The organism is Zymobacter sp. IVIA_12111.31 C1 (assembly GCF_047495495.1).
Taxonomy (GTDB): Bacteria; Pseudomonadota; Gammaproteobacteria; order Pseudomonadales; family Halomonadaceae; genus Zymobacter.
Map to the genome: position 1 here is coordinate 1156840 of NZ_CP179930.1, position 26750 is coordinate 1183589.

The following is a 26750-nucleotide window of genomic DNA, read 5'->3' on the forward strand; positions in this document are numbered from 1 at the left end:
GCCTCGCTAGAGGCGGCCCATCGACAACAGGAGTTCGGCATGAAGATCGCTGCCCATCATCAAACGCTTGCACGCCATCTGGAAACGTTTCGTCAGACGCTGCACCAGCACCCCGAGCTGTCCAACGAAGAGTACGAAACCACGGCGCGTTTGCGGGCGGCGTTGGAAGAACATGACATTCGTGTGCTGGATCTGCCGCTGAAGACCGGGTTGGTTGCAGAAATTGGCGGTCAGCAGGAAGGGCCGTTGATCGCCCTGCGTTCGGACATTGATGCGCTGCCCATCGTCGAGGAGGCTGATGTGCCGTGGAAGTCGTTGAACACAGGGGTGATGCATGCCTGCGGTCACGATTTTCATGCCAGCGCGGCGCTCGGGGCCGCCATTCTGCTCAAGGCCATTGAGCCGCAGATCAAAGGGCGTGTACGGATTCTGTTCCAGCCGGCTGAAGAGGTGGCGAAAGGAGCCATTGATGTGCTCAACTCGGGGGCGCTGGAGGGCGTGCAGGCGATCTTCGGCATTCACAACGACCCTACGCTGCCGGTTGGTGTGTTGGGTACTAAGGCCGGTGCGCTGACGGCGGGTGTCGATCGCTTCGGTATCACCATCACGGCCAAGGGGTCTCATGCAGCACGCCCACAGGCTGGCAATGACCCGATCATCATTCTGGGTCAGTTGATTTCGATTGTGCAGGGCATCGTGAGCCGTCGTGTGGCCCCGAATGACAGTGCGGTCGTTTCGATCACGCACGTTGAAAGTGGTTCGACCTGGAACGTCATTCCTGATACCGCCACTTTGGAAGGTACTGTTCGCACTTTCAGTGCCGAAACGCGGGCGCTGATTGAGGCGGAATTGCGTCGCATACTGGATGGGCTGGCGCATACCTATAATGCCAAGCTGGCGCTGGACTGGCAGCCGGGCCCGCCATCGGTCGACAACACTGCGGAATGGGCCGATGTGGCCTTGGAGGTTGGCGAGCGGGAAGGATTCGAGGCACGCCGGGTCGACGCAAGCCCTATCGGGGAAGACTTTGCCTTGTATCAGCAGACGATTCCGGGTGTGTTCGTCATGATCGGTTCTGGCGGCCCGCATGCGCTGCATCATCCCGCATTTCGCGTTGATGACCGTGCGCTGTTTCCGACGGCGCACTACCTGCACACGCTGGCATTGGCAGCACTCGATCGTTTAGCCTCGGCCTAAGTGTTCCTTCGTTTATGAGTTTCTGATAGTGCCGACGGCCTCTTCTATGAGAGGTCGCCGGCATTTCTTCATCGGTTCTCGCCCTTCATTTTGTTTTTCTTCTCGTTACATCACCTTTCCTTAAGCAGTTACCTTCGTAAGCCTTTTGGCTAAGTCCTTTTCATACAATGGAATAACGCAATGTGTCGTTATGCGTTTTGGGTATCATAGCTGTCGCTGCTATTGATAGACGAAAAGGGTCGTTAACAGCATGCCTGCCCCTCGATAGACTCGAAATGACTGTTATCCAACAAGAATTCATAGGGGGCGTTCATGGCCGTTCATTTCATTGGTGCTGGGCAAATGTCAGAAGCGATCATTCGTGCATTGATCGCCAAAGGGACCTACGACAGCCAGGCCATTTCCATCTCCGATATCGATGCCGATCGCGTGGCATTGCTCAATGAACGCTATGCACTGGATGCGCGTTCGCGCGACGAAACGCTGCCTGAAGCCGATCTGGTGGTGATCGGGGTGCGCCCTCAGGACGATCTGATCGGTGTCACGAAGCTGATTTCGTCTCAGGCGGCTCCCGAAGCGGCCGCTGTGTCTATCGTAGCGGGTGTCACCATCGATCGCTGGAACAGCCTGCTTGAAGGCCCGCGTGCCGTGGTGCGCATCATTCCCAATACTCTGACGGATACGGGCCTCGGCTACAGTGCTGCGGTGCTGAACGAGTATGCGCGCGAAGAACAGGTAGATGCCTTCATTAATGGGTTCGGCAAGGTCGTTTATATCGACGAGGCGCTGATCGACGCGTTTACTGGGGTGGCCGTCGCTGGGCCCAACTATATTTATTACTTTTACGAATCCATGGTCGATGCGGGCGTGCTGGCAGGCTTACCACGTGAACTGGTCAAGCAGGCCGTGCTGGAGAACCTCGTCGGGGCCGCCAAAATGTTGACCCTGTCTGGCAAACATCCGCGCCAGCTGCTGGATATCAACAATTCGCCGGCGGGGGTTGGGATGCATGGGCTGTATGAGCTCAATAACAGCGATTTCGCGGCAGGGCTGCAGCGCAGCGTACTGGCAGCGGTGAAGCGCACCACTGAATTGGCCGGCAAGTGATATCACTGCGTCCATGACCTCATGAGGAGAAGCATGATGACCTTTAAACGAGTACTGACTCAGGTTGGCAAGACCAGCGCGCTGCTACTGTCACTGGCGGCGGCACACCAAGCGACGGCCAAGGATATTGCCATTGGCTACCAGGCACCGCTGACCGGGGAATACGCCCAATACGGTCAGGCGTTCCGTAACTCCGCTACGCTAGCAGTAGATGAGTTCAATGCCTCCAAGCGCCTGCCAAACGACCGCATCGTATTGAAGTTTGAAGATAGCAAAAGCGATGCCAAAGAAGCCGTCAACATTGCGCGCAAGTTCGCCGATGATTCTTCGATCGTCGGTGTGATCGGCGACTTTTCCTCCACGGCCTCAATTGCGGCGGGGCGTGTGTATGCCAATGCCCACGTTCCACAGCTGTCGCAAACCGCTTCCCATCCTGATTTCGTCAAGCTGAGCCCGTGGCAGTTCCGCAATATCACGACTATGGCGTATGAAGCGCCGCGGACGGCGGAATGGGCGCATGAAAACGGGGTCAAGCGTATTGCCATCATTGCGATCCAGAACGACTGGGGTCAGTCGTCGGTCGCCGAGTTCACCAAAGCGTTCAAGGCGCAGGGCGGTGAGGTCGTTGCGACCGAGTTCTATAACCCCGGCACGCGCGACTTCCGTTCTATCATCACTAAAACGGCGCGCAACCGTCCTGATGCGCTCTACTTAGTGCAGTTCTATGAAGATGGCGCGTCGCTGCTGCAGCAGCTGCGTCAGCTGGGCGTGCGCAAGCCGCTGTATGCCACTAGTTCACTGGTCGAAGAGCAACTGATCACGCTGGCCGGGCCGGCCGCTGAGGGCGTGAAATTGCCGTCTTCCTTCAGCGTGGCGGCCGCGTCACCTACTGCCAAAGCGTATATCGCTCAGTACCGTGACCGATTCCATACCGATCCCAACCTGTTTTCGGCTCAGGCCTATGACGCCACCAACATCGTGTTGGACGCTATTGTGAAAGGAGGTGGTGCTGAGGCCACTCGGCAGAGCGTGCGCGATGCGCTAGCCAAGACCAAGGACTTTCCCGGTGTCACTGGGGTGACCACCTTCGATCCTCAGACGCGCGAGCCTTCCAAACAGCAGGAACGTTTGGAAATCAAGAATGGCGCTTTCGTTACTGTCGAGCACTGAGCGGGTTAGAGAATAGCGGTGCATGCCGCACGCAGGACGCTGTGTTTGAAAGGGCACTTCAGGGTGCCCTTTCATGTCTTTGCCGAATGAGTGTGCTGCATTGCTTCCATCAATGAACGCCTTCGAGCGAGGGAGAACGCTATGTTCGAGATGTTCGATCAATTCTTCCTGCAGCAGATCGTCAACGGTCTGGCGCAGGGCACCGTCTATGCCCTGATGGCGATCGGTTTTACACTGATCTTCGGGGTGCTCAACGTGGTGAACTTTGCCCACGACCAGCTTTATACCTTGGGGGCCTTTGCGGGGCTGTGGGTGATCCAGCTGGTAGCGCCGCCACTGTTTGTGGTGGTGCTGGCCGTGATCGTGGTGGGGCTGATGAGCGGGGCGCTGCTGGAGCGGCTGGCCTTCAAACCGTTACGGCGATTTAGCGATGAAGCCTCGTTGAAATCCAAAGCCGTGCGCGAGGCAACCTTGCTGTCATCGCTGGCCGTATCCATTGTCGTGCGTGAGTTGCTGTCGAATCTGCAAGGCTCCAATGCGCAGCCGATTCCTGCCGCCTATCAGCTGATGGAGCCGATCACGGTGGGCTCGGTGACCTTCGTCAGCGGTCAGTTCATTATTTTCGGCTTTGGGCTGGCGGCGCTGATCGGTCTGCAGTGGTTCCTGTTCAGAACGCGCCAGGGGTTAGCTGTGCGTGCCGTGGCCAGCAACGTTAACGGTGCACTGCACGTAGGCATCAACATTGAACGCACCATTATCATTACCTTCATGCTCGGTGGCGTACTGGGGGCCATTTCCGGCGTACTGGTCGGGCTGTATACCGGTAGCATCATGCCGACCATGGGCTTCAGCGTAGCGATCAAGGCATTCGTGGCGATGGTCATGGGCGGACTCAACTCGATCCCTGGTGCCGTGATCTGCGCCATGGGGTTGGGGCTGGTGGAGGCGTTAGCCACCAACTACATCGATGCAGGCTGGGTCGATGGCATCATCTATGCGCTACTGCTGGCAACGCTGCTGTTCTTCCCACGAGGTATTCTGGGAGGTCGCCGTGAACGCGTTTAAATACGGAATATGGCTCATTATTGGCTTGGCGCTGATCGGTGTGGCCGCTGCGGATTCTAACTATGCCTATCGCGTAGGAACGACCATCCTAATCTTTGCGCTGCTGGGAGCCAGTGCCAACCTGCTGACGGGTACGACCGGGCTGATGTCGCTAGGACATGCCGGGATCTATGGCATTGGTGCCTATACCAGTGCACTACTGAGCACCTCTGCCGGATTGCCCATCTGGGCGACCATCCCGTTGGCAGGTGTCGTCGCTGCGATCTTCGGGGTGTTGATCACGCTGCCGGCCCTGCGCCTGACCAGCGTGTATTTTGCGGTGGCAACGCTGGGCGTGGGGCAGATCATCTATGTTGCGCTGCTCAACTGGATCAGCGTGACCAACGGCCCGATGGGCATCTCCGACATTCCTCCGCTGTTCAGCGTCAGCACGTCCGTGACCTTCTGGGTGACACTGGCGATTGTGGCGGCGGGGCTGTGGTTTATTCACCGTGTAGTGCATTCGCTGTACGGCAACGTACTGCGGGCACTGCGCGAGGACGATCAATGTGTGCAGGCGGTTGGATTGTCGCCGCTGGTACTGAAATCTCAGGCGCTGATGATCAGCTTCTTCATGGCGGGCATCGCAGGGGCGCTGTGGGCGCATTCCACGGGCTATATCGCACCGGAATCCTTCCAGTTCGATCAGTCCATCTTGATCTTGGCGATCATCGTCGTTGGCGGTCTGGGTAGCCTGCCGGGGGCTGTGCTTGGCGCGGTACTGCTGACCGGCTTGCCCGAAGTGCTGCGGCCGCTGGGCGATTACCGCATGTTTACCGTTGGGTTAGTGATGTTCCTAACCATCGTGCTGCGGCCGAGTGGTCTCTGGCCTGAAGTGCTTGCACTGCGCTGGCTGCAGCGTCGTCCTGCTCGACCGGAGGTGAAATGATGAGTGATTTCCTGACGCTTGAACACGTGTCGCGTACCTTTGGTGGGCTGAAGGCAGTCGACGATGTGTCTTTGACGCTTCAGCAGGGCGAACTGGTTGGACTGATCGGCCCCAACGGTGCTGGTAAGACCACGTTGTTCAATCTGATTACGGGGTTCACGCGGCCGAGCAGCGGCAGCGTCCGTTGGCAGGGACGCGATATTCAGCAGCTGTCGGCGCATCGTATCGCCCATCTTGGCATCGTGAGGACCTTCCAGAACCTGAAGATCCTGCCCAATATGACTGTCTTTGATAATGTCAGTGTGGGCGCTATGGGACAGCACCGCTATCGGCTCTGGGATGCGCTAGTACGTCGTGGCAAACCGCAGCGAGCGGTGGCTGAGTCGACATGGCGGGCATTGGAAGTGACGGGGCTTGCCGATGCGGCCGATCAGCTGGCGGCCAACCTGTCTTATGGTCAGCGCAAGTATCTGGAAATTGCCCGCGCGCTGGCACTGTCGCCGCAGCTGTTGATTCTTGATGAGCCAGCGGCCGGCCTGAACGATACCGAAACCGCTCAGCTGGCAGATTTTTTGGCAACGTTGCACCGCAGTGGTATCACGTTGTTGTTGGTCGAACACGACCTTAACTTGGTCAGAACGCTGTGCCAGCGTGTGCTGGTACTGGCCTCAGGGGCGCTGGTGGCACAAGGGACGCCTGACGACATCTGGCGCAATCCGTTGGTGCAGGATATCTATCTGGGCCGCGATGATGAGGAGGTGACCGATGCTGCTTGATGTACGTTCACTCGATGTGCAGCTCGGCGGACTGCCCATCCTGCATGACATATCGCTTCACGTCGATTCTGGTGAAATCGTCAGTGTGCTGGGGGCCAACGGGGTCGGCAAGACCACGCTGATGCGTACGCTGTCGGGGCTGTACCGCCCTTCGCGTGGCGAGATCCTCTTTAATGATCAGCCCATTCAGGGCCGTTCGGCACACGCTATCGTGCGTGCCGGACTGGCGCAGGCACCCGAGGGCCGTCAGATCTTCGCGGACATGACCGTTGATGAGAACCTCGTTCTCGGTGGCATTCAGCAGCCCGCCAAGATGGCATCGACGCGTACGGCCATGCTGGATATGTTTCCGGTGCTGCGTGAGCGTCGGAATCAGAAGGCAGGGACGCTGTCGGGCGGCGAGCAACAGATGCTGTGCATTGCGCGCGCGCTAATGAGTCACCCGCGCTTACTGCTGCTGGACGAGCCGTCACTGGGGCTGGCGCCACAGCTGGTCAAAAGAATCTTTGCGCTCGTTCGAGATATTCGGGAAACGGGAACGACGGTACTGTTGGTTGAGCAGAACGCTTGCGCTGCGTTGAGCATCTCCGATCGAGCCTATGTCATGGAACACGGGAGAATCGTGTTGCAGGGCAGTGGGGCTGAGCTAGCGGACAACGAGCGAGTCAGGGAAGCCTATCTGGGCGGAAGTGCTGCATAACCTCGGCGGTTCAAGTCCAAGGCTTCAATATCATCGCTAAGAAGCGTGTCGGGTGATTCCGGTACGCTTCTTGCGTTTATGACCGCGGCGGCTTCGCCAATTTATCGCACTAATAACAGCGCACTGCTGGCAACAGGATAGATAACGAAAAGAATGGCGAAGCCCATTGATTGGGAGGGGAAGGTGCACAGTGGCACAAGGGAAGCGCTTTATTCGCTGTGCGCGATAAACGCTGTCGCTGGTGCATCAGTGTCGCGATGCAAAAAAGCCCGCTCAGCAGCACTGAGCGAGCACAATCGGGCAAAACTTTTGTCTGACGGTGATCAGGTGTTACGCCAAGTGATACGCACCTTGGCCGATAGCGACGGTAGTGCCGCGTTGGTCTTCATCGTCGGTACTGATGCCGATATCCGTAATGCGATTGGCAGCACCTTCGCGGAACAGGAACGTGGCATTGGGTAGCGTCAGGCGCGGGCCGTGTTCATCGTTGCTCAGCGGCAGATCGAACAGCGCAGCCCAGTGCTCGGCAAGGGTTTGAGGCGCTTCGGCTTCAATGACAGCCTGTGTCAGCGTCAGCCCCTTGGCGGCGTTAGGTTGCAGCAGCCCTTTGGCGCTCAGAGAAGCGCGTCGAGCGTCATCGCTCTGCTGCCATTGGATAACGAACGGGTAGAGCACGCCCTGGAAGTCGCCATCAATGGTCAGCATCTTCCATTCGATCAGGTTGCCTTCCGTATCGTAACGGCGGCCTTCTAGAATCGGAGAGGTGTCGATCTTCTGGGCGTGAAGAGCGGCAGCGACCGCGTCGATATCGTCCGTACGCAGTGCCAGACGGCTGAGAATTTGCTGGTCGGGAAGGAAGCGTCCCGCATCGCGTGACACCACCTGCCATGACGAAATGGCGTCCAGCTCGGCTTGATCGCGAATACCGAGGAACTCGACGTAGGTCAGGTCGAAGTGGCTGAGCGCATTATAGGTGCCCCAGCCGGGGTGATCGCCACCGCGGTGTGCTGCAATGCCATGCGCTTCGAAGGTATCGATGGTCTGTTGCAGGTCGTTGACGTAGTGCACTACGTGATCCCAGACGAGTGATGCCATGGTAAAAACCTCGTTATAACAGCGTGGTGAACCACCTTATCATTCGCTGCCGAAGCCAGCTAAGACGCTTTTGATCTGTCGTTATGGCAAGCCATCATCGTGCCGCTACCTGCAAGAGCGGCAGGCATGGAAGTGCTTGAAACGACGCGTTGTAGAGCGGCATTTCAAACGATGGTAAAACGCCATTTGACATGGACGGGTTAGTGGTGTGGGTGATAGAATTGTCAGCTATCCACGTGCAATTCTGCACATTCATACGTCATGTGCACTTTGGTAGGGTGCACCACTGAAACGTAAGGAAATTTCATGCCCACCATTACTCTTCCTGATGGAAGCCAGCGCAGTTTCGATAACCCCGTCACGATCATGCAGATCGCTGAATCCATTGGCCCGGGTCTGGCCAAGGCAGCGGTAGCTGGCAAGATCGATGGCACGCTGGTTGATACCGCCGATACCGTTGATCATGATGCGGCTATCAGCATCATCACCGCGCGTGATGAAGAAGGTCTTGAGATCATTCGTCACTCCTGCGCGCACCTGGTCGGGCATGCCGTCAAGCAGCTCTATCCGAATGCCAAGATGGCCATTGGTCCGGTTATCGACAACGGTTTTTATTACGATGTCGATTTCGGCGATGAATCCATTGGTCCGGACGAGCTGAAAAAAATCGAAAAACGCATGGCCGAGCTAATCGACCAAGATTACGACGTTGTGCGTGAATACGTCGATCGCGACAAGGCGATGGCGACGTTCGTCAAACGCGATGAACCGTACAAACAGGAAATCATCGAAGGTATTCCGGACGGTGCGACCATCCGTCTGTATCACCACCTGGAATACACCGACATGTGCCGTGGACCGCACGTGCCAAACACGCGCCATCTCAAGCACTTCACGCTGATGAAGCTGGCGGGCGCCTACTGGCGTGGCGATTCTTCCAATCAGATGCTGACACGCATCTACGGTACGGCATGGGGCGACAAAAAAGCGCTTAAGGCTTACCTGAAACGTCTCGAAGAAGCCGAAAAACGCGACCACCGCAAGCTGGCGCGCCGTCTTGACTTCTTCCATCAACAGGAAGAAGCGCCGGGCATGGTGTTCTGGCATCCGCGCGGCTGGGCGCTGTGGCAGGCGGTCGAGCAGTATATGCGCAACGTCTACAAGGAAGGCGGCTATCAGGAAGTCCGCTGCCCGCAGATCATGGACGTGACGCTGTGGAAGAAATCCGGCCACTGGGATAACTACGCCGAGAACATGTTCTTCACCGAGTCCGAAAAGCGCGAGTTCGCCATCAAACCGATGAACTGCCCGGGCCACGTACAGGTCTTCAACTCTGGTCTGCGCAGCTACCGTGAACTGCCGATCCGCTACGGCGAATTCGGTGCCTGTCATCGTAATGAACCGTCCGGTGCGCTGCACGGTATCATGCGTGTGCGTGCCTTCACGCAGGACGATGGTCACATCTTCTGCACGGAAGAGCAGGTCGCTTCCGAAGTCCAGGCTTTCCACCGTCAGGCGCTGAAGGTATACAGCGATTTCGGTTTCGAAGATATTCAGGTCAAAATCGCACTGCGTCCTGAGAAGCGTCTGGGCACCGAGGAAGAATGGGATCGTTCCGAAGGCGCACTGCGTTCCGCATTGGCATCCTGCGACGTCGAGTGGATTGAGCTGCCGGGTGAAGGCGCGTTCTACGGGCCGAAGATTGAGTACCATATGAAGGACTCTCTCGGCCGTGAATGGCAGGTCGGTACGATGCAGGTCGACAGCATGATGCCGGTACGTCTGAGTGCCCAGTACGTGGCTGAAGACGGCGCGCGTCGTACGCCGGTCATGCTGCACCGTGCGATCGTTGGTTCTTTCGAACGTTTCATCGGTATCCTGATCGAACACTATGAAGGCGCACTGCCGACATGGCTGGCCCCAATTCAGGCCATGGTCATGAACATCACCGATCACCAGGCACCGTACGTCAAAAAAGTGCTTGAAACACTCAAAGAAGCAGGCATTCGTGCCGAAGCGGACTTGAGGAATGAGAAGATCGGTTTTAAAATCCGTGAACATACGCTGCAAAAAATTCCATATCTACTTGTCGTAGGCGACAAGGAAATGGACAATGGCAGCATTGCGGTCAGAACGCGCACTGGTGAGGACATGGGTTCACTGTCCATCGCCGACTTTATCGAACGGCTGCACGCCGAACGCGCCTGACCTCTCGTTTCACCGTCAATGGAGACATGACAATCAAGCGGAACAATCAACGCGGGCGTCCGCAGGAAAAACTGCCGCCCATCAATGGCCGTATCCGTGCGGACGAAGTCCGTCTCATCGACAGCGAAGGCGAACAGCTGGGTGTAGTCCCGTTCCGTGTCGCTCTCGAAAAGGCTGAAGAGGTGGGACTGGATCTCGTCCAGATCTCCAATGCTGATCCGATCGTCTGCAAGATCATGGACTACGGTAAGTTCGTATTCGAGCAGAAGAAACAGAAAGCGGCTCAGAAGAAGAAGCAGAAACAGATCCAGATCAAGGAAGTTAAATTCCGTCCTGGAACTGATGAGGGTGACTATCAGGTCAAGCTTCGCAACCTGGTTCGATTCCTCGAAGACGGAGACAAAGGCAAGGTCACTTTGCGCTTCCGTGGCCGCGAAATGGCTCACCAGGACCTCGGCCGTAGGCTGATGGAACGTATCGAGAAAGATCTCGAAGAACTGGCTGTAGTCGAATCGCGTCCGCGTCTGGAAGGGCGTCAGATGACCATGATGCTGTCTCCCAAGAAAAAGTGATCCGTTGGCTCTTCGAACGGGTGTGAAGGGCGCGTAAGCGTCCTTCCATCGGCCTCGGGTTTTCTAAATAACCATCGGTTTCGCGTGCCCGCACAAGAAATCGGAATGGAGCAATTTTCCATGGCAAAGCTCAAGATCAAGAGTAACCGTGGCGCTGCTAAGCGTTTCAAGAAGACTGCTAAAGGCTTCAAGCACAAGCAGTCCTTCCGTAGCCACATCCTGACTCACAAGTCTACCAAGCGTAAGCGTCAGCTTCGCGGTATGAAACAGCTGCACGCAGCTGACCGTCAGCTGATCGCACGTATGCTGCCGAACCTTTAATACGGTTCACATAAGACATCTGAAGTCAGGAGAAGACTATGCCTCGCGTCAAACGTGGTGTGACTGCACACCGTCGTCACAAGAAGATCCTCAAGCTGGCCAAAGGTTACTACGGTGCGCGCTCTCGCGTATTCCGCGTAGCCAAACAGGCTGTCATCAAAGCCGGTCAGTATGCGTACCGTGACCGCCGCCAGCGTAAACGCCAGTTCCGCGCTCTGTGGATCACGCGTATCAATGCTGCTGCTCGTATCAACGGTCTGTCCTACAGCCGTTTCGTTGCTGGCCTGAAAAAAGCCAACATCGAAATCGACCGTAAGGTTCTGGCGGATCTGGCTGTTCACGAGAAAGAGGTCTTTGGTGCTATCGTTGAGAAAGCCAAAGCCGCTCTGTAATCCGGCCTTGTGATCGTAGCCCGCTTAGGCTCTCTTGAGAGCAGGCTGGCTTGACGCAATCGGAAGTGCATTGCCCTGATAGGGAAGAGCTGCGGCTCTTCCCTTTCTTGTTTTTAGGGTGCTGTTCTAGTGGCTGATCATCGCGTCAGGCGCTTGGCACATGGCAGACGCTGCCGATCGGGCAAGGCATACCATAGCGCTGGGGCAACACAACAGTCCCTGCCTCGAATACAGGTGGGTTCGCGGACGCGAATCGCCTACAGGAATCGGAGCAAATCGATGGACGAACTGTCCAGACTGGTCGAAGCCGCACAGTCCGCGGTCGCCGCGGCTGAGGATATACAGTCCCTCGATGACGTGCGTGTACGTTATCTGGGTAAGAAGGGTGAAATCACCGCGCAGCTCAAAGGGCTGGGCAAGCTGTCTCCGGAAGAACGTCCGGCGGCCGGTGAGGCCATCAACCAGGCCAAGAACCGCGTGGCTGAAGCCATCGACGCGCGCAAGGCGCTGCTGCAGCGCGAGGCGCTGGAAAAACGTCTGGCGGCCGAGCGTATCGACGTGACGCTGCCGGGTCGCCGTGAAGCATGGGGCACTGAACATCCCATCACGCGCACTATCGAGCGTATCAGCCGCCTGTTTGGTGAAATTGGTTACGAAGTGGCCGAAGGCCCGGAAATCGAAGACGACTATCACAACTTCGAAGCGCTCAACATTCCGGCGCACCATCCGGCGCGTGCTATGCACGACACCTTCTACTTCGATGCATCGCACGTACTGCGCACGCACACCTCGCCCGTGCAGGTGCGTACTATGGAGAAACAGACTCCGCCGCTGCGCATCATCTGCCCGGGTCGCGTTTACCGCTGTGACTCCGATATGACCCATAGCCCGATGTTCCACCAAGTGGAAGGGCTGTACGTCGACGAAAACGTCACTTTTGCAGAGTTGAAAGGCACGATTGAGTCCTTCCTCAAAGCGTTCTTCGAAGGCGATGACATCGAAGTGCGTTTCCGTCCGTCCTACTTCCCGTTTACGGAACCGTCCGCCGAAGTGGATATCCGCCGCGTCAGTCCCGATCAGGACGCTTATTCCGGCTGGCTTGAAGTGATGGGCTGCGGGATGGTCAACCCGAAGGTCTTTGCGCATGCGGGCTATGACGCTGAGAAAGTATCAGGTTTTGCCTTTGGCCTTGGGGTCGAACGTCTGGCTATGCTGCGCTATGGCGTCAAAGACCTGCGTGTCTTCTTCGATAACGATCTGCGCTTCCTGCGTCAGTTCTAACCCGGACCACTATCCAGAGAGGCATCATGAAAGTTTCAGAACAATGGTTGCGTGACTGGGTTGCCCCCGAGCTGGACGCGCAGGGTATTGCCGATCAGATCACCATGGCGGGGCTTGAGGTCGATAGCGTCGAGTCCGCTGCGGCTGAATTTTCCGGCGTCGTCATCGCACGTATCGAAAAGGTAGAACCGCATCCTGACGCTGACAAACTGCGTGTCTGTCAGGTCAACGACGGTACGGAAGTGCATCAGATCGTCTGTGGTGCACCGAATGCCGCTGAAGGGCTGGTCATTCCGCTGGCGCGTATCGGTGCCGTACTGCCGGGCAACTTCAAGATTAAGAAAGCCAAGCTGCGTGGCGTTCCATCTCACGGCATGCTGTGTGGTGCATCAGAGTTGGGCCTTGAAGAAGAGCATTCAGCGGGGCTGATGGAGCTGCCCAGCACGGCACCTGTCGGTACCGATATCCGTGAATGGCTAGCGCTCGACGATACTATTATTGACGTCGATCTGACCCCGAACCGTGGTGACTGCTTCAGCATCCGCGGTATCGCACGTGAAGTGGGCGTTCTCAACCGAGTGCCTGTTACCGACGTTAAGCCGCAGGCCTCCTTTGACAGCAGCGAGGCGGCATGGCCCGTCGAGTTGGCAGACAAGGTCGCTTGTCCGAAGCTTTTGACCTGCGTGGTTGAAAACGTTGACGCTGGCGCGGAAACGCCGCTGTGGATGGCTGAGCGTCTGCGCCGTGCGGGCGTACGCAGCGTTGACATTATTGTTGATGTCACGCAGTACGTCATGCTTGAACTGGGGCAGCCGCTGCACGCGTATGACGCCGATATCCTCAAAGGGGCACTGACGGCTCGTTGGTCTAAACAGGGCGAATCTCTGACGCTGCTCGACGGTCAGGAGATTGCACTCGATAGTGATACGCTGGTCATCGCTGACGATCAGGGCGTCCAAGGCATCGCTGGCATCATGGGGGGCAACGCTACCGGTGTAACGACGGCTACGCGTCGCGTCGTGCTGGAATCGGCTTTCTTCTCGCCGATCGCGATTGCCGGACGTGCGCGCCGCTACGGTCTGCACACCGATGCGTCCCATCGCTTCGAGCGTGGGGTGGACCCGGCCCTGCAGCAGTTAGCGCTTGAACGTGCTGTCGAACTGCTGGCTCAGCTGGCCGGTGGCAAGGCAGGGCAGATCGGCGGTGCCGTAGCTGAAGAAAGTCTGCCGCAGCCGTCCACGCTGTTCTTCCCGCGCGGTTTTGAAGTCAAGAAACTGGGTATTGCGCTGCCTGATGCGGAAATCGTTGATATCTTCACTCGCTTAGGTATGCGCGTAGAAGAGCAAGGCGAAGGCTGGCAGGTCACGGCACCGACATGGCGCTTCGACATCGAACAGCCTGCGGATCTTATCGAAGAGCTGGCCCGTATTCACGGCTACGATAATATCCCTTCTCATGCACCGCGTTTGGCATTAGCTCCGGCAGCGTCTCGTGAAGCAACGCTGACCCGTCGCCATCTGCGCAGTGTCATGCAGTCCGCGGGTTTCAGCGAAGCCATCACCTACAGTTTCGTGGCACCCGAGCTTCAGCAGCAGTTGCAGCCTGAGCTGACATCACCGGCGCTGGCAAACCCGCTGTCTGCCGATTTGTCCGTAATGCGCACCAGCCTGTGGCCGGGGTTGTGCAACGCACTGATGTACAACCTCAACCGTCAGCAGACGCGCGTTGCACTGTTCGAAACGGGACAGGTTTTCCGTGGCAGTGACATCGATAACGTTGCTCAGGTCGATTACATCGGCGGTGTTCTGTATGGTTCTCGCTTCCCGAGTGATTGGAACCAACTGCGTGAGCGCGCGGATTTCTTCGACCTGAAAGGGATCGTTGAGAATCTGATGGCGCAGGGGCAGCACAGCGAACGCTGGCATTTCGTGGCAGATACGCATCCGGCACTGCACCCGGGACAGTCTGCACGCATCGACTACTTGCAGGATGACGGTGCTGCACGTACTGTGGGGTGGCTGGGTGCACTGCATCCTGAAGTCGCAGCGCAGCTGGGAGTACCGGGCGACGTCTATCTGTTCGAACTGGAAACAGCTCCTCTGCTGGCGGGCCGACTGCCGTGGGGCGGTGCGCTGTCTCGCTTCCCGGAAGTGCGTCGCGACCTAGCGTTCGTTGCCAAGGAAGAGGTCCCGGTAGCCGAACTGATGGCGCTGCTGCGCGAGCAGGGCGGAGAATGGTTGAACGATGTTCATCTGTTCGATGTCTATGCTGGAGACGGTATCGCTGCCGAGCACAAGAGTCTGGCATTGACGCTGAGCTGGCAGCATCCCGAACGTACGCTCACGGATGAAGAGATCGAAACATGGGTTTCTCAGGCCGTAGACGCAGTATCTTCCCGATATGGTGCTACGCTGAGAAGCTGATGTTCCAGGATGATGGAGGAGATCAGGATGAGTGCGTTGACCAAGGCTGACCTTGCCGAACATCTTCACGAGACGCTTGACGTATCGAAACGCGATGCCAAGCAGCTGGTGGAATCGTTCTTCGAGGAAATTCGCCACTGCCTGCGTGAGAACGAGCAGGTGAAACTGTCAGGGTTCGGCAACTTCGATTTGCGCGACAAGCGTGAACGTCCGGGCCGCAACCCCAAAACAGGGGAAGAGATTCCCATTTCGGCGCGTCGCGTCGTTACGTTCCGCCCGGGGCAGAAGCTCAAAGGGCGCGTAGACGACGGCAGTAGCGAGCGCGAGGCGACTGACAAGGCATAGTACCGCGGCCGCTTGTCCGTTCTACTCTCAATGCCCGCACTGGCTTTATTGCCAGTGCGGGCATTGTCGTATCCGAACATGGTATCTGTTGCCAAGGCTCGGTATGCTGGCGTCCTGCGATAGTACGGCCAGCAAATAGGAGAGGTGATGACGACCGTTGCACTGATGGTGGGAAGCGTACTGGGTACGGCACTGGATGTTGCTGAGCAGCTTCAGGAGGCGCTGGTAGCAGAAGGGTATACCGTTATCTTAGAAGATAAACCACAGGATATTCCTGATGCTAACGTGCTGCTGTTCTGCACCTCGACGACTGGGCGAGGCCATTTCCCCAGTGCGCTCGTTCCCTTGGTCAATGGTATCGAAGCGGGTCACATTGCCGTTACGGGGCGTCTCTATGGCTTGATCGCGCTAGGAGACAGCCGCTATCCGACGTTCTGTGGCGCAGGGCGCCATCTGGATGACGTGCTGACTCAGCAGGGGGCCATTCGAATCGGGGAGCGTCTGGAATTGGACGCCAGTGGTTCGGAATATCCTGATGAAGAAGCACTAGCGTGGCTGCCGAAGTGGCTGGCGGCGCTAGATGCGGCGTAGTTTTTTCAAGCAGAATCACGAACGGCGCCCGAGGGCGCCGTTTCTTTAGGGCGAGGAAAGTTCGTTTTCAGGCATTCGGCTGAAAGTTGACCAGATCACTATTGTAGGTACGCATGCGTTCGGGCGCAGTCAGGACGGGAAGCTGGCTGCCGGGTTGGGCCTGGCGTTCCAGGATCGTACGGTAGCTCAGCACGGCCAGCACGTACTCGCGTGTTTCCTTGAACGGAATCTGCTCGATAAATAGGTCAAAGGGCAGGTCGCTGGTGCTTAGCCAACGGTCTACGCGATTGGGGCCTGCATTGTAGGCGGCCACGGCGGCAATGCGATTACCCTGATAGCGGTCGAGCAGTGAGCGCAGATAAGCGCTGCCCAGCGCGATATTGGTGTCAGGGTCATTCAGATCGCTGACGCCCGCATAGGGAATACCTTCCTTGCGGCTGACATGTTTGGCCGTTACCGGCATTAGCTGCATCAAGCCTCGGGCACCGGCAGAGGATTGAATGACAGGGTTATAGGCGCTTTCACGGCGCGCAACGCCCATCAACAGATAGGTGTCGAGCTGACGTGTGGCGGCCCAGCGATTGAACATATCCGGGTAGGCCAGCGGGAAGCGCAACTCAATGGCATCCCAGATGCGCCTATCCAGAGCGGCCGCTACGGTCAGGTTGTACCACTGCTGGGATTGCGCAAAGGCCGCGAACTGTCGGCGTTCTTCCGGCGAAGCGTTCTTCAACAGCCATTGCCACTCGCTTAGGGCCAGTGATGGTTCGTCGATTTTGTAGAGCGCCTGGATGCGTTGGATGGCCGGTATCTGGCTAAGGCGCTGGCGGGCGCCGTTGTCGACGGTGGCGGGCTGGATTGGCAGCGCATAGGGCTGATGCAAACGATCGGCCGCTACGAAGGCATAAAAATCGTGTCCCTGTGCGGCCTGTTTGAAGGCCGCATTGGCTTCCTGTTGGCGATCGAGCGCGGCCAGAGCCCGTCCTTGCCAGTATTGCCAGCGAGCATCGCCGTGGGTGCGCGGTGATAGGTGATCGACCCAGCGAATGACATCCTGCCAAGACTGAGCCAGCAGCGCGTTGCGTATGCGCAATAGTGTCAGATCATCGTCTTGGCGCTGCATCAATCGCTGATCGACCCAGCTATTGAATCCGGGCGTCTGGCGTGAAAGGGCGAGCTGAAGCAGGTCATGCTCAAGCTGAGTACGCTGTTCAGGCATCAGCACCAGCTGGTTGCCCCGCGCTTGCCAGAAGCTTAGTGCTGCGGCCGTATTCTGGCGTGCATAGCGATAGAGACTGCTGTAGATCAGCGCTTCGCGAGCATGGCCGTCAGATGTGCTAAGGGCGGGCAATTGTGCCACTGCTTCCGGCTGGTTGCGTACGCTATCGAACGCGCTCAGTGCGCCTTGCCAGCGCGGAGATCCCTCGAACCGCTTACGAAGCTGATCGACTTGTCGCATGTCTCCCTTGCGCCAGACGGCCATCATGCGCTGCCAGTCATCAGCATTGTCCAGTCGTGCCGTATCGCGCAGCTGCGTGAACAGGCTGTTGCACTCATTGGGAATATTCTGGCCGCTGCGCCACAGCTCGCGAGCATCGGCGGCGGCTTGGTTGGCCACCGGAGCAGCCTGCATTAAGCGTGCCGATAGCAGGTAGCACTGGGCCTGCAGATTCTTGGGCAACGTCTCGTTACTGACGGCCAATAGGGCTGACATGTTGCCAGCCTTGCCGTATTGCAGCTGAGCCTGATTGCGCATCCATTCGGACACCGGGGAGTCCTGATGAGCGCTGATGAACTGGTTGATGGTGGCCGGAGCTACGCTGGGCAGCTGCTGAAGCAGCCGGTGATAGGTGAGGTAGCCTTCCAGCACATGCTGCGAAAGCGCCTTTTGATCCATTGTGTCCCAGACACTGCTGCGAGCATCGCTGAGCGCCTGACGCATTTCCTGATCGGATGCCGCCTCCGTAGCGAACGCAGGCCCCATCAGGCCTGTCAGGCCCAATGCCAGTGAGAAGGCCAAGCGTCGCGAGGTCAGCGACAGCGTGCCGAAAGAAGCGCTCATACATCATCTCCTTGAATAGCAGGAACGGGCGTTCCCACATAGTGTCGCTGCTCCGCTTGAACCTGAAAAGAGAACGGCGGCGGGGCAGTGTCAGAACCTCTCACGGGTTCATTGAGTGTGGCGCAATACGCTGGAAACGCGGTGCCGTGTCATGGGACAACGGGACAGCTGACATTATCCGTATTACGCTGAGATTGTGCCAATGGCGACCCATCGTGATAGCGGGCATTGACTATCAGTGACGATAAGACGTACCTAGGCGGCTGTCGCTGTATAATACCCGATCTTGCGAGATGGATATGCAGGCACGATGGCCATCACGCCCTGAATTTTCAGACGAGGCGAATATGACGCGAAACACTTCACCGAAATGGAAGCGCCTGCTGGCTCCACGTCGCTGGCGACTGCTCTGGCAGGCGGGGAAAGCCCTCAAACTACTGGTGCCCATGTGGCGCGACTGCCTGTTGGGGCGCTATCGACCCTTGCCGTGGAAAGCGCTGATTCTGTCGCTTGTGATCGTCGGCTATCTACTGTGCCCGTTTGATTTGATTCCCGACGTTATCCCACTGTGGGGACTGGTTGACGATGTGGTGATTTGTGGCTGGCTACTGTCACGTCTCTACGATGCCATGCAACCGTGGCGCGAATGGCATGCACTTCATCCAAAGTAAGCCATGCGTACGCTTTGGTACGTGTGTGGCGCGTAGGTAGACAGACTCTTGCGCCTTTGTAGAGGGAGGAGAAAGGCGCATGTGAGCGGGCGGTATGCTGAGGTGTTCTGTAAAGCGTATGGGGATGGAGTACAGAAAAAGTCTTCTTGAGAGTGTTATTAGACAATAAACCCGCCAGCAGGCGGGTTGTCAAAAAGAATAAAGGGCGTAATTCAATGAAGAAGACCTAAGTAAATCGCTCTTACAATAGCTGACGTTTTATTCGGAGCATCCAGTTTAAACATTGCATTTCGCAAATGGAAATTGATGGTGCTATTGCTTAAGCTTAAAATTTGTCCTATTTCCCATGCTGTTTTTCCATCCCCTGACCATCTCAATATCTCCTTTTCTTTTTCGCTTAATTTTATACTGGGTCTTAGGCGAAATGCATTCATTTTACTAAGCACTGCTGTTGTAACAAACTGCATTTTTAAATCCACATGTTCTATGTCTTTTTTTGATAATATGCTAAAGCTATCTGCGTAGAATAGGCTGAACATATTTTTGCTTTCTATCAATGATTGTGCCCATCCCCCTCGATGTCCAGAACCATAATATTCTTCTATTAAATCGGGTGCTTCTATGAAGATTCTATCTTCTGTTGTGCCGCACCATGAGATAGGCTCTATAGATTGAGAGCAGTGCTTTGGAACTGGTGCGTTGTCATAATAACCATTGCTTGCTTGTTCACTGACCTTATCTTCGTTTGAATTAAGCGTTGAATATCTGTGTTTGTTATTTAGCGGTAAAGGAAGTTTTGCTCTCCATCCACATAGATCAAAACCAAAGTTCCGCACTATCTTTAATGTGGCATCAAGTACGTCTTGCATATTTGTTGCATTGTTTAGGCCGTCAAATAGGTCTATCTGCCATTGGCTGTTCATTTTGTCGTACCTTTATGACTGTTTAAAGCTGTTGGTTACTGTAAATAAATCTGTATGCTAGCAGCTACTGAACCAATAGATAGGGCGGCAGAAGGGTGTCAAACGAGCAGGGATGCTAGGTATCTATTAATGTAGGACTCAATACGTACCGGATTCCGACCGCGAGGAATTGGAATGGATTAATCTGTTTTAGATTAGCAAGTGTCGCACACTTTCTTGTTTATCCTTAAATGGACTGTGTTTGAGTGGTGAATTTTGTTTAACTATTTATATTAGTAATGGTGGACTGTTTTGTGAATTGATTGCGAGTGTTTATGATGAAAAGATGGCTGTGTGTAATTGCTCATGTTTTCATTTATATATTTATTGTTTTTATTATGGAGCAAGCTTCTCTTGAGAACTATATTGCCCAATGATTTCAAATTATGATCGCCCCACTATTTTTTGATAACGTCTAGTATGCCATCCATCTCATTGTGTCGGAATCAACTTCCTATCCTTGTAGGGAAAGGTCCTGTATCTCGGACTGGTAAGCGCAGTTTAAAAAATAATAATTTGATTCTACTGGCGTATGTCCTTGTTGAAATAATTCGATATTGTGTTAAGTGTGTTTTTGTTTTTAATATCGGATGATATATTATTGATATTATATAACCAATAAGCTGTTTTTGGAAAATAAGGAGCATCGTAAATAGTTTCATGCGCGAGCATTTCAGCGATAGCCTTAAAAATCTTCTAAGCCGTTTTCTGGGGCTTCCGCTTTATCTTCCATCTCGCCCGAAGTCGGTCATTGATTCCCTTGTATCCCTTGTTCTCTAGATGAGGCGAGATTTCTACAAGCCTGAAAAGCATGGGGTGCTCCACTTGGAATTTCCATTTCAGCAACCATATAGCTCTTTCGGGAGACGAAATCGTCAGCCCCTTTTTCACCTAGATTTCTTGCAGAATCTGCCCCGGAATCTTGTTCAGAAACGCGCTCTAAGCCAATAAATACCGTAGTTTAGGAGGTTGAAGTGGAATCCAAGCAGACCCTCGGCTTTCAGACGGAAGTGAAACAGCTGCTGCAGCTGATGATTCACTCCCTGTATTCCAACCGCGAGATATTCCTGCGCGAACTGATCTCCAATGCCTCGGATGCGTGCGATAAGCTGCGCTATCAGGCGCTCGACAATGATGCGCTTTATGAAGGTGATGCGGAGCTGCGCGTTGAGATCAGTGCCGATCGAGAGGCTCGCACGCTGACGCTGCGTGACAACGGCATCGGTATGGACCGTGACGATGTCATCGCCAACCTAGGGACTATCGCACGCTCTGGCACCATGGAGTTCCTAAAACAGCTGACGGGTGAACAGAAGAAAGACTCTCGCCTGATCGGACAGTTCGGTGTCGGCTTCTACTCGGCTTTCATCGTGGCTGATGAAGTCACCGTCAATACTCGCAAAGCGGGGACGCCAGCTTCCGCTGGTGTGCAGTGGCAGTCGCGCGGTGAAGGTGAGTTCACTGTAGAATCGCTGGAGCGTGCGGAGCACGGCACGGAAATCATCCTACACCTGCGTGAAGATGCCCTTGAGTTCGCAGAGGAGTACCGTCTGCGCCATCTGATTCGCAAATACTCTGATCACATCGACCTGCCCGTACGCATGCAGACTGTGGTCGACAGCAGCGAAGAAGAAGATGAAGAAAAGACAGTGCCGGCGTGGGAAACCGTCAATGAAGCACAGGCGCTGTGGACGCGCCCACGTAGCGATGTATCCGATGACGAATACACCTCTTTCTATCAGCATATCGCGCACGACGGTGATGCACCGCTGACCTGGAGCCATAACCGCGTCGAAGGCAAACTGGAATACACCAGCCTGTTGTATGTGCCGTCCAAGGCACCGTTTGATCTGTATCAGCGTGAAGGTGTTCGCGGCCTGAAGCTGTACGTCCAACGCGTCTTCATCATGGATGATGCCGAGCAGTTCCTGCCGCTGTACCTGCGCTTCATCAAGGGGGTGGTCGATTCCAACGATCTGTCCCTGAACGTTTCGCGTGAAATCCTGCAACAGGATCCGCAGGTCGAGAAAATGAAGAGTGCGCTGACCAAGCGTGCGCTCGACATGCTGAAAAAGCTGGCCAAGAACGATGCCGAGAAGTACCAGAACTTCTGGAACGCGTTTGGTTCAGTACTGAAAGAAGGTCCTGCAGAAGATTTCAGCAACCGTCAGCAGATTGCCGAACTGCTGCGCTTTTCGACGACCCACACCGACCAGCCGCTGCAGGATCAGTCGCTGGCCGATTATGTGGGCCGCATGAAAGAAGGGCAGCAGAAGATCTATTACGTTGTGGCCGATGGTTTCAATGCCGCTCGCAACAGCCCACAGCTCGAGATCTTCCGTAAGAAAGGCATCGAAGTGCTGCTGTTGTCCGATCGCATCGACGACTGGCTGATGGCGCATCTGGGTGAGTTTGACGGCAAGTCGTTTGCCGACGTGGCGAAGGGTGACCTGGATCTGGGCGACGTCGAAGACGAAGCCGAGAAGAAAGCGCAGGAAGAAACGGCCAAGTCGAAACAGCCACTGATCGAACGTCTGAAGGGCGTGCTGGGCGAGCGTGTGGCAGATGTCCGTGTCACGCACCGCCTGACCGATTCGCCTGCCTGTGTCGTGCTGGACGAGCATGATGTCGGCTTCCAGATGCGCCGTCTGATGGAAGCCGCAGGGCAGCCGATTCCTGAAAGCCGCCCGATTCTGGAGATCAATCCAGAGCATGCGCTAGTGCAAGGGCTGGAAGGAGCGCCCGACGAACGTTTCGACGATCTGGCGGCGATCCTGCTGGATCAGGCGATCCTTGCTGAAGGCGGGCATCTTGATGACCCTGCAGCTTATGTAAGGCGCTTGAACAAAGTGCTGACCGATACCCTCTAAGTCATCGGTTGTTTATCCTGTCATCCTGACTATGGCGCGCGCCTGAGTTTTGTCGATTCAGGCGCGCGTAGCGTATTCAGTGGCGGGTTTTCCATAAGCTGATGTTATTTCCATATTTTTTGCACTTTTTTAGTGAAACGACGTGTATTGAATGGAAAAATGATTTATCGATATGTTTTGAAAGGAAGTTTTTCTGATGACGAGGGGTGATAGCAATCATTTACTCTACGTTATGGCATTATTACAAGACGTTCGTTTCCTTAAATAGAGGTCATAAAAGCACGGTATTCCGTGTGGATTATGGTAGGGTTTGCCGGGTGTTTAGTCCGAGAACCTTTACGATGACGCGAGCTTTTTCACGGCCCGTATGGATGCTGTCCTTGGCGTTGGTGACGCTGGGTACATCGGCAACTGCCAGTGTGCCTGCATCACAGCACTCGCCAAAGGCCGCCATTACGCCGGCAGCAGCGCAGGCTGCTGTTTCCCTGACGACCATGCCTGATCTTCGCGATCAGCCTGCAGGTCCAGAGCGCAAGGAAGCTTTCATCAGTCTACTGATGCCCATCATCAAGGAACAGAACGCCCAGATCGCCAGAGACCGGGAATGGTTACTGACAGCGCGTCGGGCAAATGAATGGACCAATCAGGCGGCAACCCGCTTCGATGCTATCTGCAAGCGCTACGGTGTGTCATGCACCAGCGCCCAGCCCAACCAGATTCCCTGGGACCGGCTGCTCAGTCGTGTTGATGTGATTCCTTCCCAGATGGTGATGGTTCAGGCCATTGAAGAGTCTGGCTGGGGCACATCGCGTTTTGCACGCGAAAGCAATAATCTGTTTGGCATGCGCTGCTTCGGTCGCAACTGCGGCGTGGCTCAGCAGGGAATTGACCCTGACGAGGCCCAGCGTTTCCAGCAGTTCGCGTCCGTTGAAGATAACGTGCGCGCCTATCTGCTGAACATCAATACCCATGCGGCTTATGAAGGGCTGCGCCAGCAGCGCGCCCAGCTACGTCGTCAGGGTCGTCCTGTGCAGGCGGGTACCTTGATCGCCTCTCTGGAACGCTATTCCGAGCGTGGGCCGCTGTATCTGGCCCAGCTGCGTTCGCTTTTGACGACCAACCGCTCCTTGATCGAGCGTCACCATCAGCGCAGTAGTGAAGATCGCATGATGGTGGCTGACAACGTCAACGCTCCACGCGTATAAGCCCGCAGCGATCGACGGTTGCCGATCGACATCATCGCCCTTGCTGTGTATGCAGCAGGGGCGATGTCATATCTGGGATCAGCAAGCTTGCTCTGTTTATCAATAGCGCCGTGCCTCATGGCGGAGAGCCGGTTGTGGTAACGATGCCTGCATAACGCAGCGTTATAGTGATCACGGATGATATCGCAGGGCGTTATTCATCACCCTCTGGTGTATTGAACCGATATCCCACTCCCCGAACCGTGTCGATTAGCATCGCGGACAGCTTGCGCCGCAGGTGATGTACATGCACCTCAAGCGCATTTGAATCCACCTCGTCGCGCTGACCATAGACCACCTGCTCTAGGTACGCTCTGGTCAGCACTTGATCCGGATGATTGGCAAAGGCTACCAGCAGCGCATATTCACGGCGGGCCAGCGTAATTGACTGTCCCTGCCAGTACACCTCGCGCTTGCCTTCGTCGATACGCAGCGGGCCGAGTGCAATGATGCGGCTGGCGCGACCCGCCGAGCGCCGGATGATCATACGAAGCCGGGCCAGTAGTTCCTCGACTTCGAACGGCACTTGTACGTAGTCGTCCGCGCCGATATCCAAAACGCTGACCTTCACGGCGAGCGCTTTCTGCGGAGTAACCACCATGACGGGCAGCGTAGAGGTTTCACGCAGCTGGCGTAACAATTGCACACCGTGTTCGGCAGGTGTCGGAAGGTCCATGATGAGTGCTGCAAAATCATTTTCGGCCACGGTGTTCAGAAGCTGGTTATCCTGTTCGATAACGTGAACGTGATAACCCTCTGTTTCCAGAAGCGCTTTGACAGATTTTTCTGACGTGGGATCATTCATGCTGAGCAATAGGCGCATGCCGTTTCCTCGATCGCGTGCTATTGCTAGATAGCGTAGTCCATGCGGCGGCCCTCATCGTTCCAGAATGGAACGTATGCGCCGAGCGAAATAAGATAAAGCGGTTAATGGTCGCGACGCTTCAGGGCGATGCGGGGTATCATGATGAGCACGATGGCGTATCTAGCCCTTCGGATGAGGGAGCGCTGTCGTAATGACGTCTTAGCAACAGGGAAGGAATGGAAGATTATGTCTGAGCAAGGACAACGGGTGGCCGTACTGGGCGGTGGCAGCTTCGGGACGGCATTGGCCAGCATTGCGTCGGCAAAGGGCGCACGGGTGCGGCAGTGGTTGCGAGATCCCGCGCTGGTCGAGCGTATCAACCGTGACCGTGTGAACGACCGCTATCTGCCTACATTCCGTATCGACGACAATGTCGAAGCCTCCACGGACATGCAGTACGTGCTAAGCGATGCCGAGCTGGTGCTGGTCGCCATTCCCTCCAAGGCATTCCGGCAGGTGGTGCGCCGCGCCGCTCAGTGGATCACGCCGGATCAGATTCTGGTCAGTACTACGAAAGGGATTGAGGCAGAGCGTTTCACATTGATGAGTGAAATTCTGCTTGAAGAGACTCCCAGCCGCCATGTCGGTGTTCTGTCGGGCCCCAATCTGGCGTCTGAAATTGCTGATCGCCAGCTGACCGGCAGTGTGGTCGCCAGTGATGACCCGGTGACTCGCACGCGTGCTCAGCAGGCGCTGAGCTGTGATTATTTCCGCGTCTATGCTAGCAATGACCGCTATGGCGTTGAGCTGGGCGGGGCGCTCAAGAATATCTATGCTATTGCGGCAGGCATGGCGCATTCGCTGGGCATGGGTGAAAACACGCGCAGCATGCTGATCACGCGTGCGCTGGCAGAAATGAGCCGTTTTGCCGTGCATCAAGGCGCCAACCCCATGACTTTCCTCGGCCTGGCTGGCGTAGGTGACCTGATCGTGACCTGTTCGTCAGCGCTGTCGCGCAACTTCCGTGTCGGTCTGGCGCTGGGAGAAGGAAAGACGCTGGACGAAGCCATCGAGGCGTTGGGGCAGGTGGCGGAGGGGGTCAATACAGTAGCGCTTATTCAGAAAAAAGCCGCTGAAGAAGATATCTATATGCCATTGGTCAGTGGCCTTCATCAGGTCATGTTCGAAGGTGTGCCTCCTCACTACATGGCGAAAGCGCTGATGCGAGGCGAGCTGAGCAGCGACGTTGAGTTCACTCTGCCGCGTGAGGAAACGCGTTCTCATCACAATGATCTGACATCGTCTTCCTGATATTGCATGTCGCGTACGGCCATCGCCTGATCGGGTGATCGCCGTATGCGCTATGGGGGTATTGGGCATCGTCCTGAAGATGTACAAATCCAGAGAGGAAAGCCTGACGTACGGTTTCTCTCATCCAATGCGGGGCCGCTATCCATGCAACAACTCTTCATCATGCGCCATGGCGAGGCGCTGTTCGATGCGCCTGATCCACAGCGTTCGCTCAGTGAACGAGGGCATCGACAGGCTGCCGAAACATCACAGTGGCTCGCAGAGAAGGCGGCGGGGCGTGACGTCCGCTTGCTGGCAAGCCCGTTCACGCGAGCCCAGCAGACGGCGCATTATGTTGCTCAGGCGTTGAATGTTTCTATTGAGTCTCAGCTATGGCTGACGCCTGATACGCCAGTAGCCGCGGTAATGGCGGGGTGGGATGCACTGTGGATGACGGCTGACGACGCGCAGTGCTGGGTATGGGGCAGCCATATGCCTTTGGTGGGCTATCTCGGGCGCTATCTAACCGAAGGGAAAGGTGTGGGCAGCGATGCCTTCGCTACGGCAGAGGTAGTGCAGTACGAGGCAGATGTCTGGGCGGCAGGTTGTGCCTATACTCGTTCGCGCTATCGGCCGCAGTCATGACCTGCCCGATGGTCATCAGCGCTACGGCAG

The 26750-nt window shown here is 56.0% G+C and carries 24 protein-coding genes; 20 read left to right on the forward strand and 4 right to left on the reverse strand.

From position 1 onward, the window contains the following. Nucleotides 1–39: 39 nt before the first annotated feature. From ACMHYW_RS05190 to ACMHYW_RS05220, 7 genes are all read left to right on the forward strand, one after another. Nucleotides 40–1197, forward strand: a complete 1158-nt coding sequence (locus tag ACMHYW_RS05190) for an amidohydrolase (protein WP_414501174.1) — start codon at nt 40–42, stop codon at nt 1195–1197. 312 nt (nt 1198–1509) lie between these two features. Next, on the forward strand, nt 1510–2304 hold the full coding sequence (locus ACMHYW_RS05195; RefSeq protein WP_414501175.1) for a pyrroline-5-carboxylate reductase family protein: 795 nt from the start codon (nt 1510–1512) through the stop codon (nt 2302–2304). Between the two features lie 36 nt (nt 2305–2340). Next, entirely contained in the window at nt 2341–3474 is a 1134-nt protein-coding gene (locus ACMHYW_RS05200; RefSeq protein WP_414501176.1) for an ABC transporter substrate-binding protein, read from the forward strand. A gap of 141 nt (nt 3475–3615) precedes the next feature. Then, a complete protein-coding gene (locus ACMHYW_RS05205) occupies nt 3616–4539 on the forward strand; it encodes a branched-chain amino acid ABC transporter permease (protein ID WP_414501177.1) in 924 nt (307 codons plus the stop codon). Further along, nucleotides 4526–5467, forward strand: coding sequence for a branched-chain amino acid ABC transporter permease (locus tag ACMHYW_RS05210; protein ID WP_414501178.1), 942 nt, complete (start codon nt 4526–4528; stop codon nt 5465–5467). Before ACMHYW_RS05205 ends, ACMHYW_RS05210 begins: the two co-directional genes overlap by 14 nt. Further along, the gene (locus ACMHYW_RS05215; RefSeq protein WP_414501179.1) at nt 5464–6243 is read left to right on the forward strand and encodes an ABC transporter ATP-binding protein; all 780 of its coding nucleotides are present in this window, start codon (nt 5464–5466) and stop codon (nt 6241–6243) included. Before ACMHYW_RS05210 ends, ACMHYW_RS05215 begins: the two co-directional genes overlap by 4 nt. Next, on the forward strand, nt 6236–6943 hold the full coding sequence (locus tag ACMHYW_RS05220) for an ABC transporter ATP-binding protein (protein WP_414501474.1): 708 nt from the start codon (nt 6236–6238) through the stop codon (nt 6941–6943). The genes ACMHYW_RS05215 and ACMHYW_RS05220 overlap by 8 nt, the downstream gene beginning before the upstream one ends. Before the next feature lie 330 nt (nt 6944–7273). Here ACMHYW_RS05220 and ACMHYW_RS05225 read toward each other — a convergent pair whose 3' ends face one another. Further along, a complete protein-coding gene (locus tag ACMHYW_RS05225) occupies nt 7274–8038 on the reverse strand; it encodes a VOC family protein (RefSeq protein WP_414501180.1) in 765 nt (254 codons plus the stop codon). Between the two features lie 306 nt (nt 8039–8344). On the opposite strand from ACMHYW_RS05225, the gene thrS reads away from it, so the two are divergent. The 8 genes from thrS (at nt 8345) to ACMHYW_RS05265 (ending at nt 16171) form a co-directional block, all read left to right on the forward strand. After that, nucleotides 8345–10246 carry a threonine--tRNA ligase gene (thrS, locus tag ACMHYW_RS05230; RefSeq protein ID WP_027705365.1) on the forward strand — a complete coding sequence of 634 codons (1902 nt, stop codon included), beginning with the start codon at nt 8345–8347 and terminating at the stop codon, nt 10244–10246. Between the two features lie 26 nt (nt 10247–10272). Continuing rightward, nucleotides 10273–10818: a translation initiation factor IF-3 gene (infC, locus tag ACMHYW_RS05235; RefSeq protein WP_414501181.1), complete on the forward strand. Its 546-nt coding sequence runs from the start codon at nt 10273–10275 to the stop codon at nt 10816–10818. Between the two features lie 120 nt (nt 10819–10938). Next, nucleotides 10939–11139: a 50S ribosomal protein L35 gene (gene rpmI, locus ACMHYW_RS05240; RefSeq protein ID WP_027705367.1), complete on the forward strand. Its 201-nt coding sequence runs from the start codon at nt 10939–10941 to the stop codon at nt 11137–11139. Nucleotides 11140–11177: 38 nt separating this feature from the next. Then, nucleotides 11178–11531, forward strand: a complete 354-nt coding sequence (gene rplT, locus ACMHYW_RS05245) for a 50S ribosomal protein L20 (protein WP_027705368.1) — start codon at nt 11178–11180, stop codon at nt 11529–11531. Nucleotides 11532–11810: 279 nt separating this feature from the next. Beyond that, complete coding sequence (pheS, locus tag ACMHYW_RS05250) at nt 11811–12812, forward strand: phenylalanine--tRNA ligase subunit alpha (protein WP_414501182.1); 1002 nt, start codon at nt 11811–11813, stop codon at nt 12810–12812. A gap of 26 nt (nt 12813–12838) precedes the next feature. Then, entirely contained in the window at nt 12839–15235 is a 2397-nt protein-coding gene (gene pheT / locus ACMHYW_RS05255) for a phenylalanine--tRNA ligase subunit beta (protein ID WP_414501183.1), read from the forward strand. A gap of 27 nt (nt 15236–15262) precedes the next feature. Further along, a complete protein-coding gene (gene ihfA / locus ACMHYW_RS05260; protein ID WP_414501184.1) occupies nt 15263–15580 on the forward strand; it encodes an integration host factor subunit alpha in 318 nt (105 codons plus the stop codon). A 147-nt stretch (nt 15581–15727) separates the two neighbouring features. Beyond that, nucleotides 15728–16171, forward strand: coding sequence for a flavodoxin domain-containing protein (locus tag ACMHYW_RS05265; RefSeq protein ID WP_414501185.1), 444 nt, complete (start codon nt 15728–15730; stop codon nt 16169–16171). Between the two features lie 67 nt (nt 16172–16238). On the opposite strand, the gene ACMHYW_RS05270 is transcribed toward ACMHYW_RS05265, so the two are convergent. Then, nucleotides 16239–18233 (reverse strand): transglycosylase SLT domain-containing protein, encoded by a 1995-nt coding sequence (locus ACMHYW_RS05270; protein WP_414501186.1) that lies wholly within the window; start codon nt 18231–18233, stop codon nt 16239–16241. 347 nt (nt 18234–18580) lie between these two features. On the opposite strand from ACMHYW_RS05270, the gene ACMHYW_RS05275 reads away from it, so the two are divergent. Next, the gene (locus ACMHYW_RS05275) at nt 18581–18904 is read left to right on the forward strand and encodes a YkvA family protein (RefSeq protein ID WP_414501187.1); all 324 of its coding nucleotides are present in this window, start codon (nt 18581–18583) and stop codon (nt 18902–18904) included. Nucleotides 18905–19116: 212 nt separating this feature from the next. Here ACMHYW_RS05275 and ACMHYW_RS05280 read toward each other — a convergent pair whose 3' ends face one another. Next, nucleotides 19117–19827, reverse strand: coding sequence for a LuxR C-terminal-related transcriptional regulator (locus ACMHYW_RS05280; protein WP_414501188.1), 711 nt, complete (start codon nt 19825–19827; stop codon nt 19117–19119). Between the two features lie 1070 nt (nt 19828–20897). Here ACMHYW_RS05280 and htpG point away from each other — a divergent pair. Together htpG and ACMHYW_RS05290 are read left to right on the forward strand one after the other, a co-directional pair. Beyond that, on the forward strand, nt 20898–22736 hold the full coding sequence (gene htpG, locus ACMHYW_RS05285) for a molecular chaperone HtpG (RefSeq protein WP_414501475.1): 1839 nt from the start codon (nt 20898–20900) through the stop codon (nt 22734–22736). Between the two features lie 341 nt (nt 22737–23077). Then, nucleotides 23078–23941 (forward strand): protein bax, encoded by an 864-nt coding sequence (locus ACMHYW_RS05290; RefSeq protein ID WP_414501189.1) that lies wholly within the window; start codon nt 23078–23080, stop codon nt 23939–23941. A gap of 193 nt (nt 23942–24134) precedes the next feature. On the opposite strand, the gene ACMHYW_RS05295 is transcribed toward ACMHYW_RS05290, so the two are convergent. Beyond that, entirely contained in the window at nt 24135–24803 is a 669-nt protein-coding gene (locus ACMHYW_RS05295) for a winged helix-turn-helix domain-containing protein (RefSeq protein ID WP_414501190.1), read from the reverse strand. 228 nt (nt 24804–25031) lie between these two features. On the opposite strand from ACMHYW_RS05295, the gene ACMHYW_RS05300 reads away from it, so the two are divergent. Both ACMHYW_RS05300 and sixA read left to right on the forward strand, forming a co-directional pair. Beyond that, nucleotides 25032–26096: an NAD(P)H-dependent glycerol-3-phosphate dehydrogenase gene (locus tag ACMHYW_RS05300; RefSeq protein ID WP_414501191.1), complete on the forward strand. Its 1065-nt coding sequence runs from the start codon at nt 25032–25034 to the stop codon at nt 26094–26096. Nucleotides 26097–26240: 144 nt separating this feature from the next. After that, on the forward strand, nt 26241–26720 hold the full coding sequence (gene sixA / locus ACMHYW_RS05305; protein WP_414501192.1) for a phosphohistidine phosphatase SixA: 480 nt from the start codon (nt 26241–26243) through the stop codon (nt 26718–26720). Nucleotides 26721–26750 lie beyond the last annotated feature (30 nt).

Coding starts and splice junctions, on each gene's coding strand:
- ACMHYW_RS05190 (WP_414501174.1), top strand. CDS start 40: ATGAAGATCGCTGCCCATCATCAAACGCTTGCACGCCATCTGGAAACG.
- ACMHYW_RS05195 (WP_414501175.1), top strand. CDS start 1,510: ATGGCCGTTCATTTCATTGGTGCTGGGCAAATGTCAGAAGCGATCATT.
- ACMHYW_RS05200 (WP_414501176.1), top strand. CDS start 2,341: ATGACCTTTAAACGAGTACTGACTCAGGTTGGCAAGACCAGCGCGCTG.
- ACMHYW_RS05205 (WP_414501177.1), top strand. CDS start 3,616: ATGTTCGAGATGTTCGATCAATTCTTCCTGCAGCAGATCGTCAACGGT.
- ACMHYW_RS05215 (WP_414501179.1), top strand. CDS start 5,464: ATGATGAGTGATTTCCTGACGCTTGAACACGTGTCGCGTACCTTTGGT.
- ACMHYW_RS05225 (WP_414501180.1), bottom strand. CDS start 8,038: ATGGCATCACTCGTCTGGGATCACGTAGTGCACTACGTCAACGACCTG.
- thrS (WP_027705365.1), top strand. CDS start 8,345: ATGCCCACCATTACTCTTCCTGATGGAAGCCAGCGCAGTTTCGATAAC.
- infC (WP_414501181.1), top strand. CDS start 10,273: ATGACAATCAAGCGGAACAATCAACGCGGGCGTCCGCAGGAAAAACTG.
- rpmI (WP_027705367.1), top strand. CDS start 10,939: ATGGCAAAGCTCAAGATCAAGAGTAACCGTGGCGCTGCTAAGCGTTTC.
- rplT (WP_027705368.1), top strand. CDS start 11,178: ATGCCTCGCGTCAAACGTGGTGTGACTGCACACCGTCGTCACAAGAAG.
- pheS (WP_414501182.1), top strand. CDS start 11,811: ATGGACGAACTGTCCAGACTGGTCGAAGCCGCACAGTCCGCGGTCGCC.
- pheT (WP_414501183.1), top strand. CDS start 12,839: ATGAAAGTTTCAGAACAATGGTTGCGTGACTGGGTTGCCCCCGAGCTG.
- ihfA (WP_414501184.1), top strand. CDS start 15,263: ATGAGTGCGTTGACCAAGGCTGACCTTGCCGAACATCTTCACGAGACG.
- ACMHYW_RS05265 (WP_414501185.1), top strand. CDS start 15,728: ATGACGACCGTTGCACTGATGGTGGGAAGCGTACTGGGTACGGCACTG.
- ACMHYW_RS05270 (WP_414501186.1), bottom strand. CDS start 18,233: ATGAGCGCTTCTTTCGGCACGCTGTCGCTGACCTCGCGACGCTTGGCC.
- ACMHYW_RS05275 (WP_414501187.1), top strand. CDS start 18,581: ATGACGCGAAACACTTCACCGAAATGGAAGCGCCTGCTGGCTCCACGT.
- ACMHYW_RS05280 (WP_414501188.1), bottom strand. CDS start 19,827: ATGAACAGCCAATGGCAGATAGACCTATTTGACGGCCTAAACAATGCA.
- htpG (WP_414501475.1), top strand. CDS start 20,898: ATGATTCACTCCCTGTATTCCAACCGCGAGATATTCCTGCGCGAACTG.
- ACMHYW_RS05290 (WP_414501189.1), top strand. CDS start 23,078: ATGACGCGAGCTTTTTCACGGCCCGTATGGATGCTGTCCTTGGCGTTG.
- ACMHYW_RS05295 (WP_414501190.1), bottom strand. CDS start 24,803: ATGCGCCTATTGCTCAGCATGAATGATCCCACGTCAGAAAAATCTGTC.
- ACMHYW_RS05300 (WP_414501191.1), top strand. CDS start 25,032: ATGTCTGAGCAAGGACAACGGGTGGCCGTACTGGGCGGTGGCAGCTTC.
- sixA (WP_414501192.1), top strand. CDS start 26,241: ATGCAACAACTCTTCATCATGCGCCATGGCGAGGCGCTGTTCGATGCG.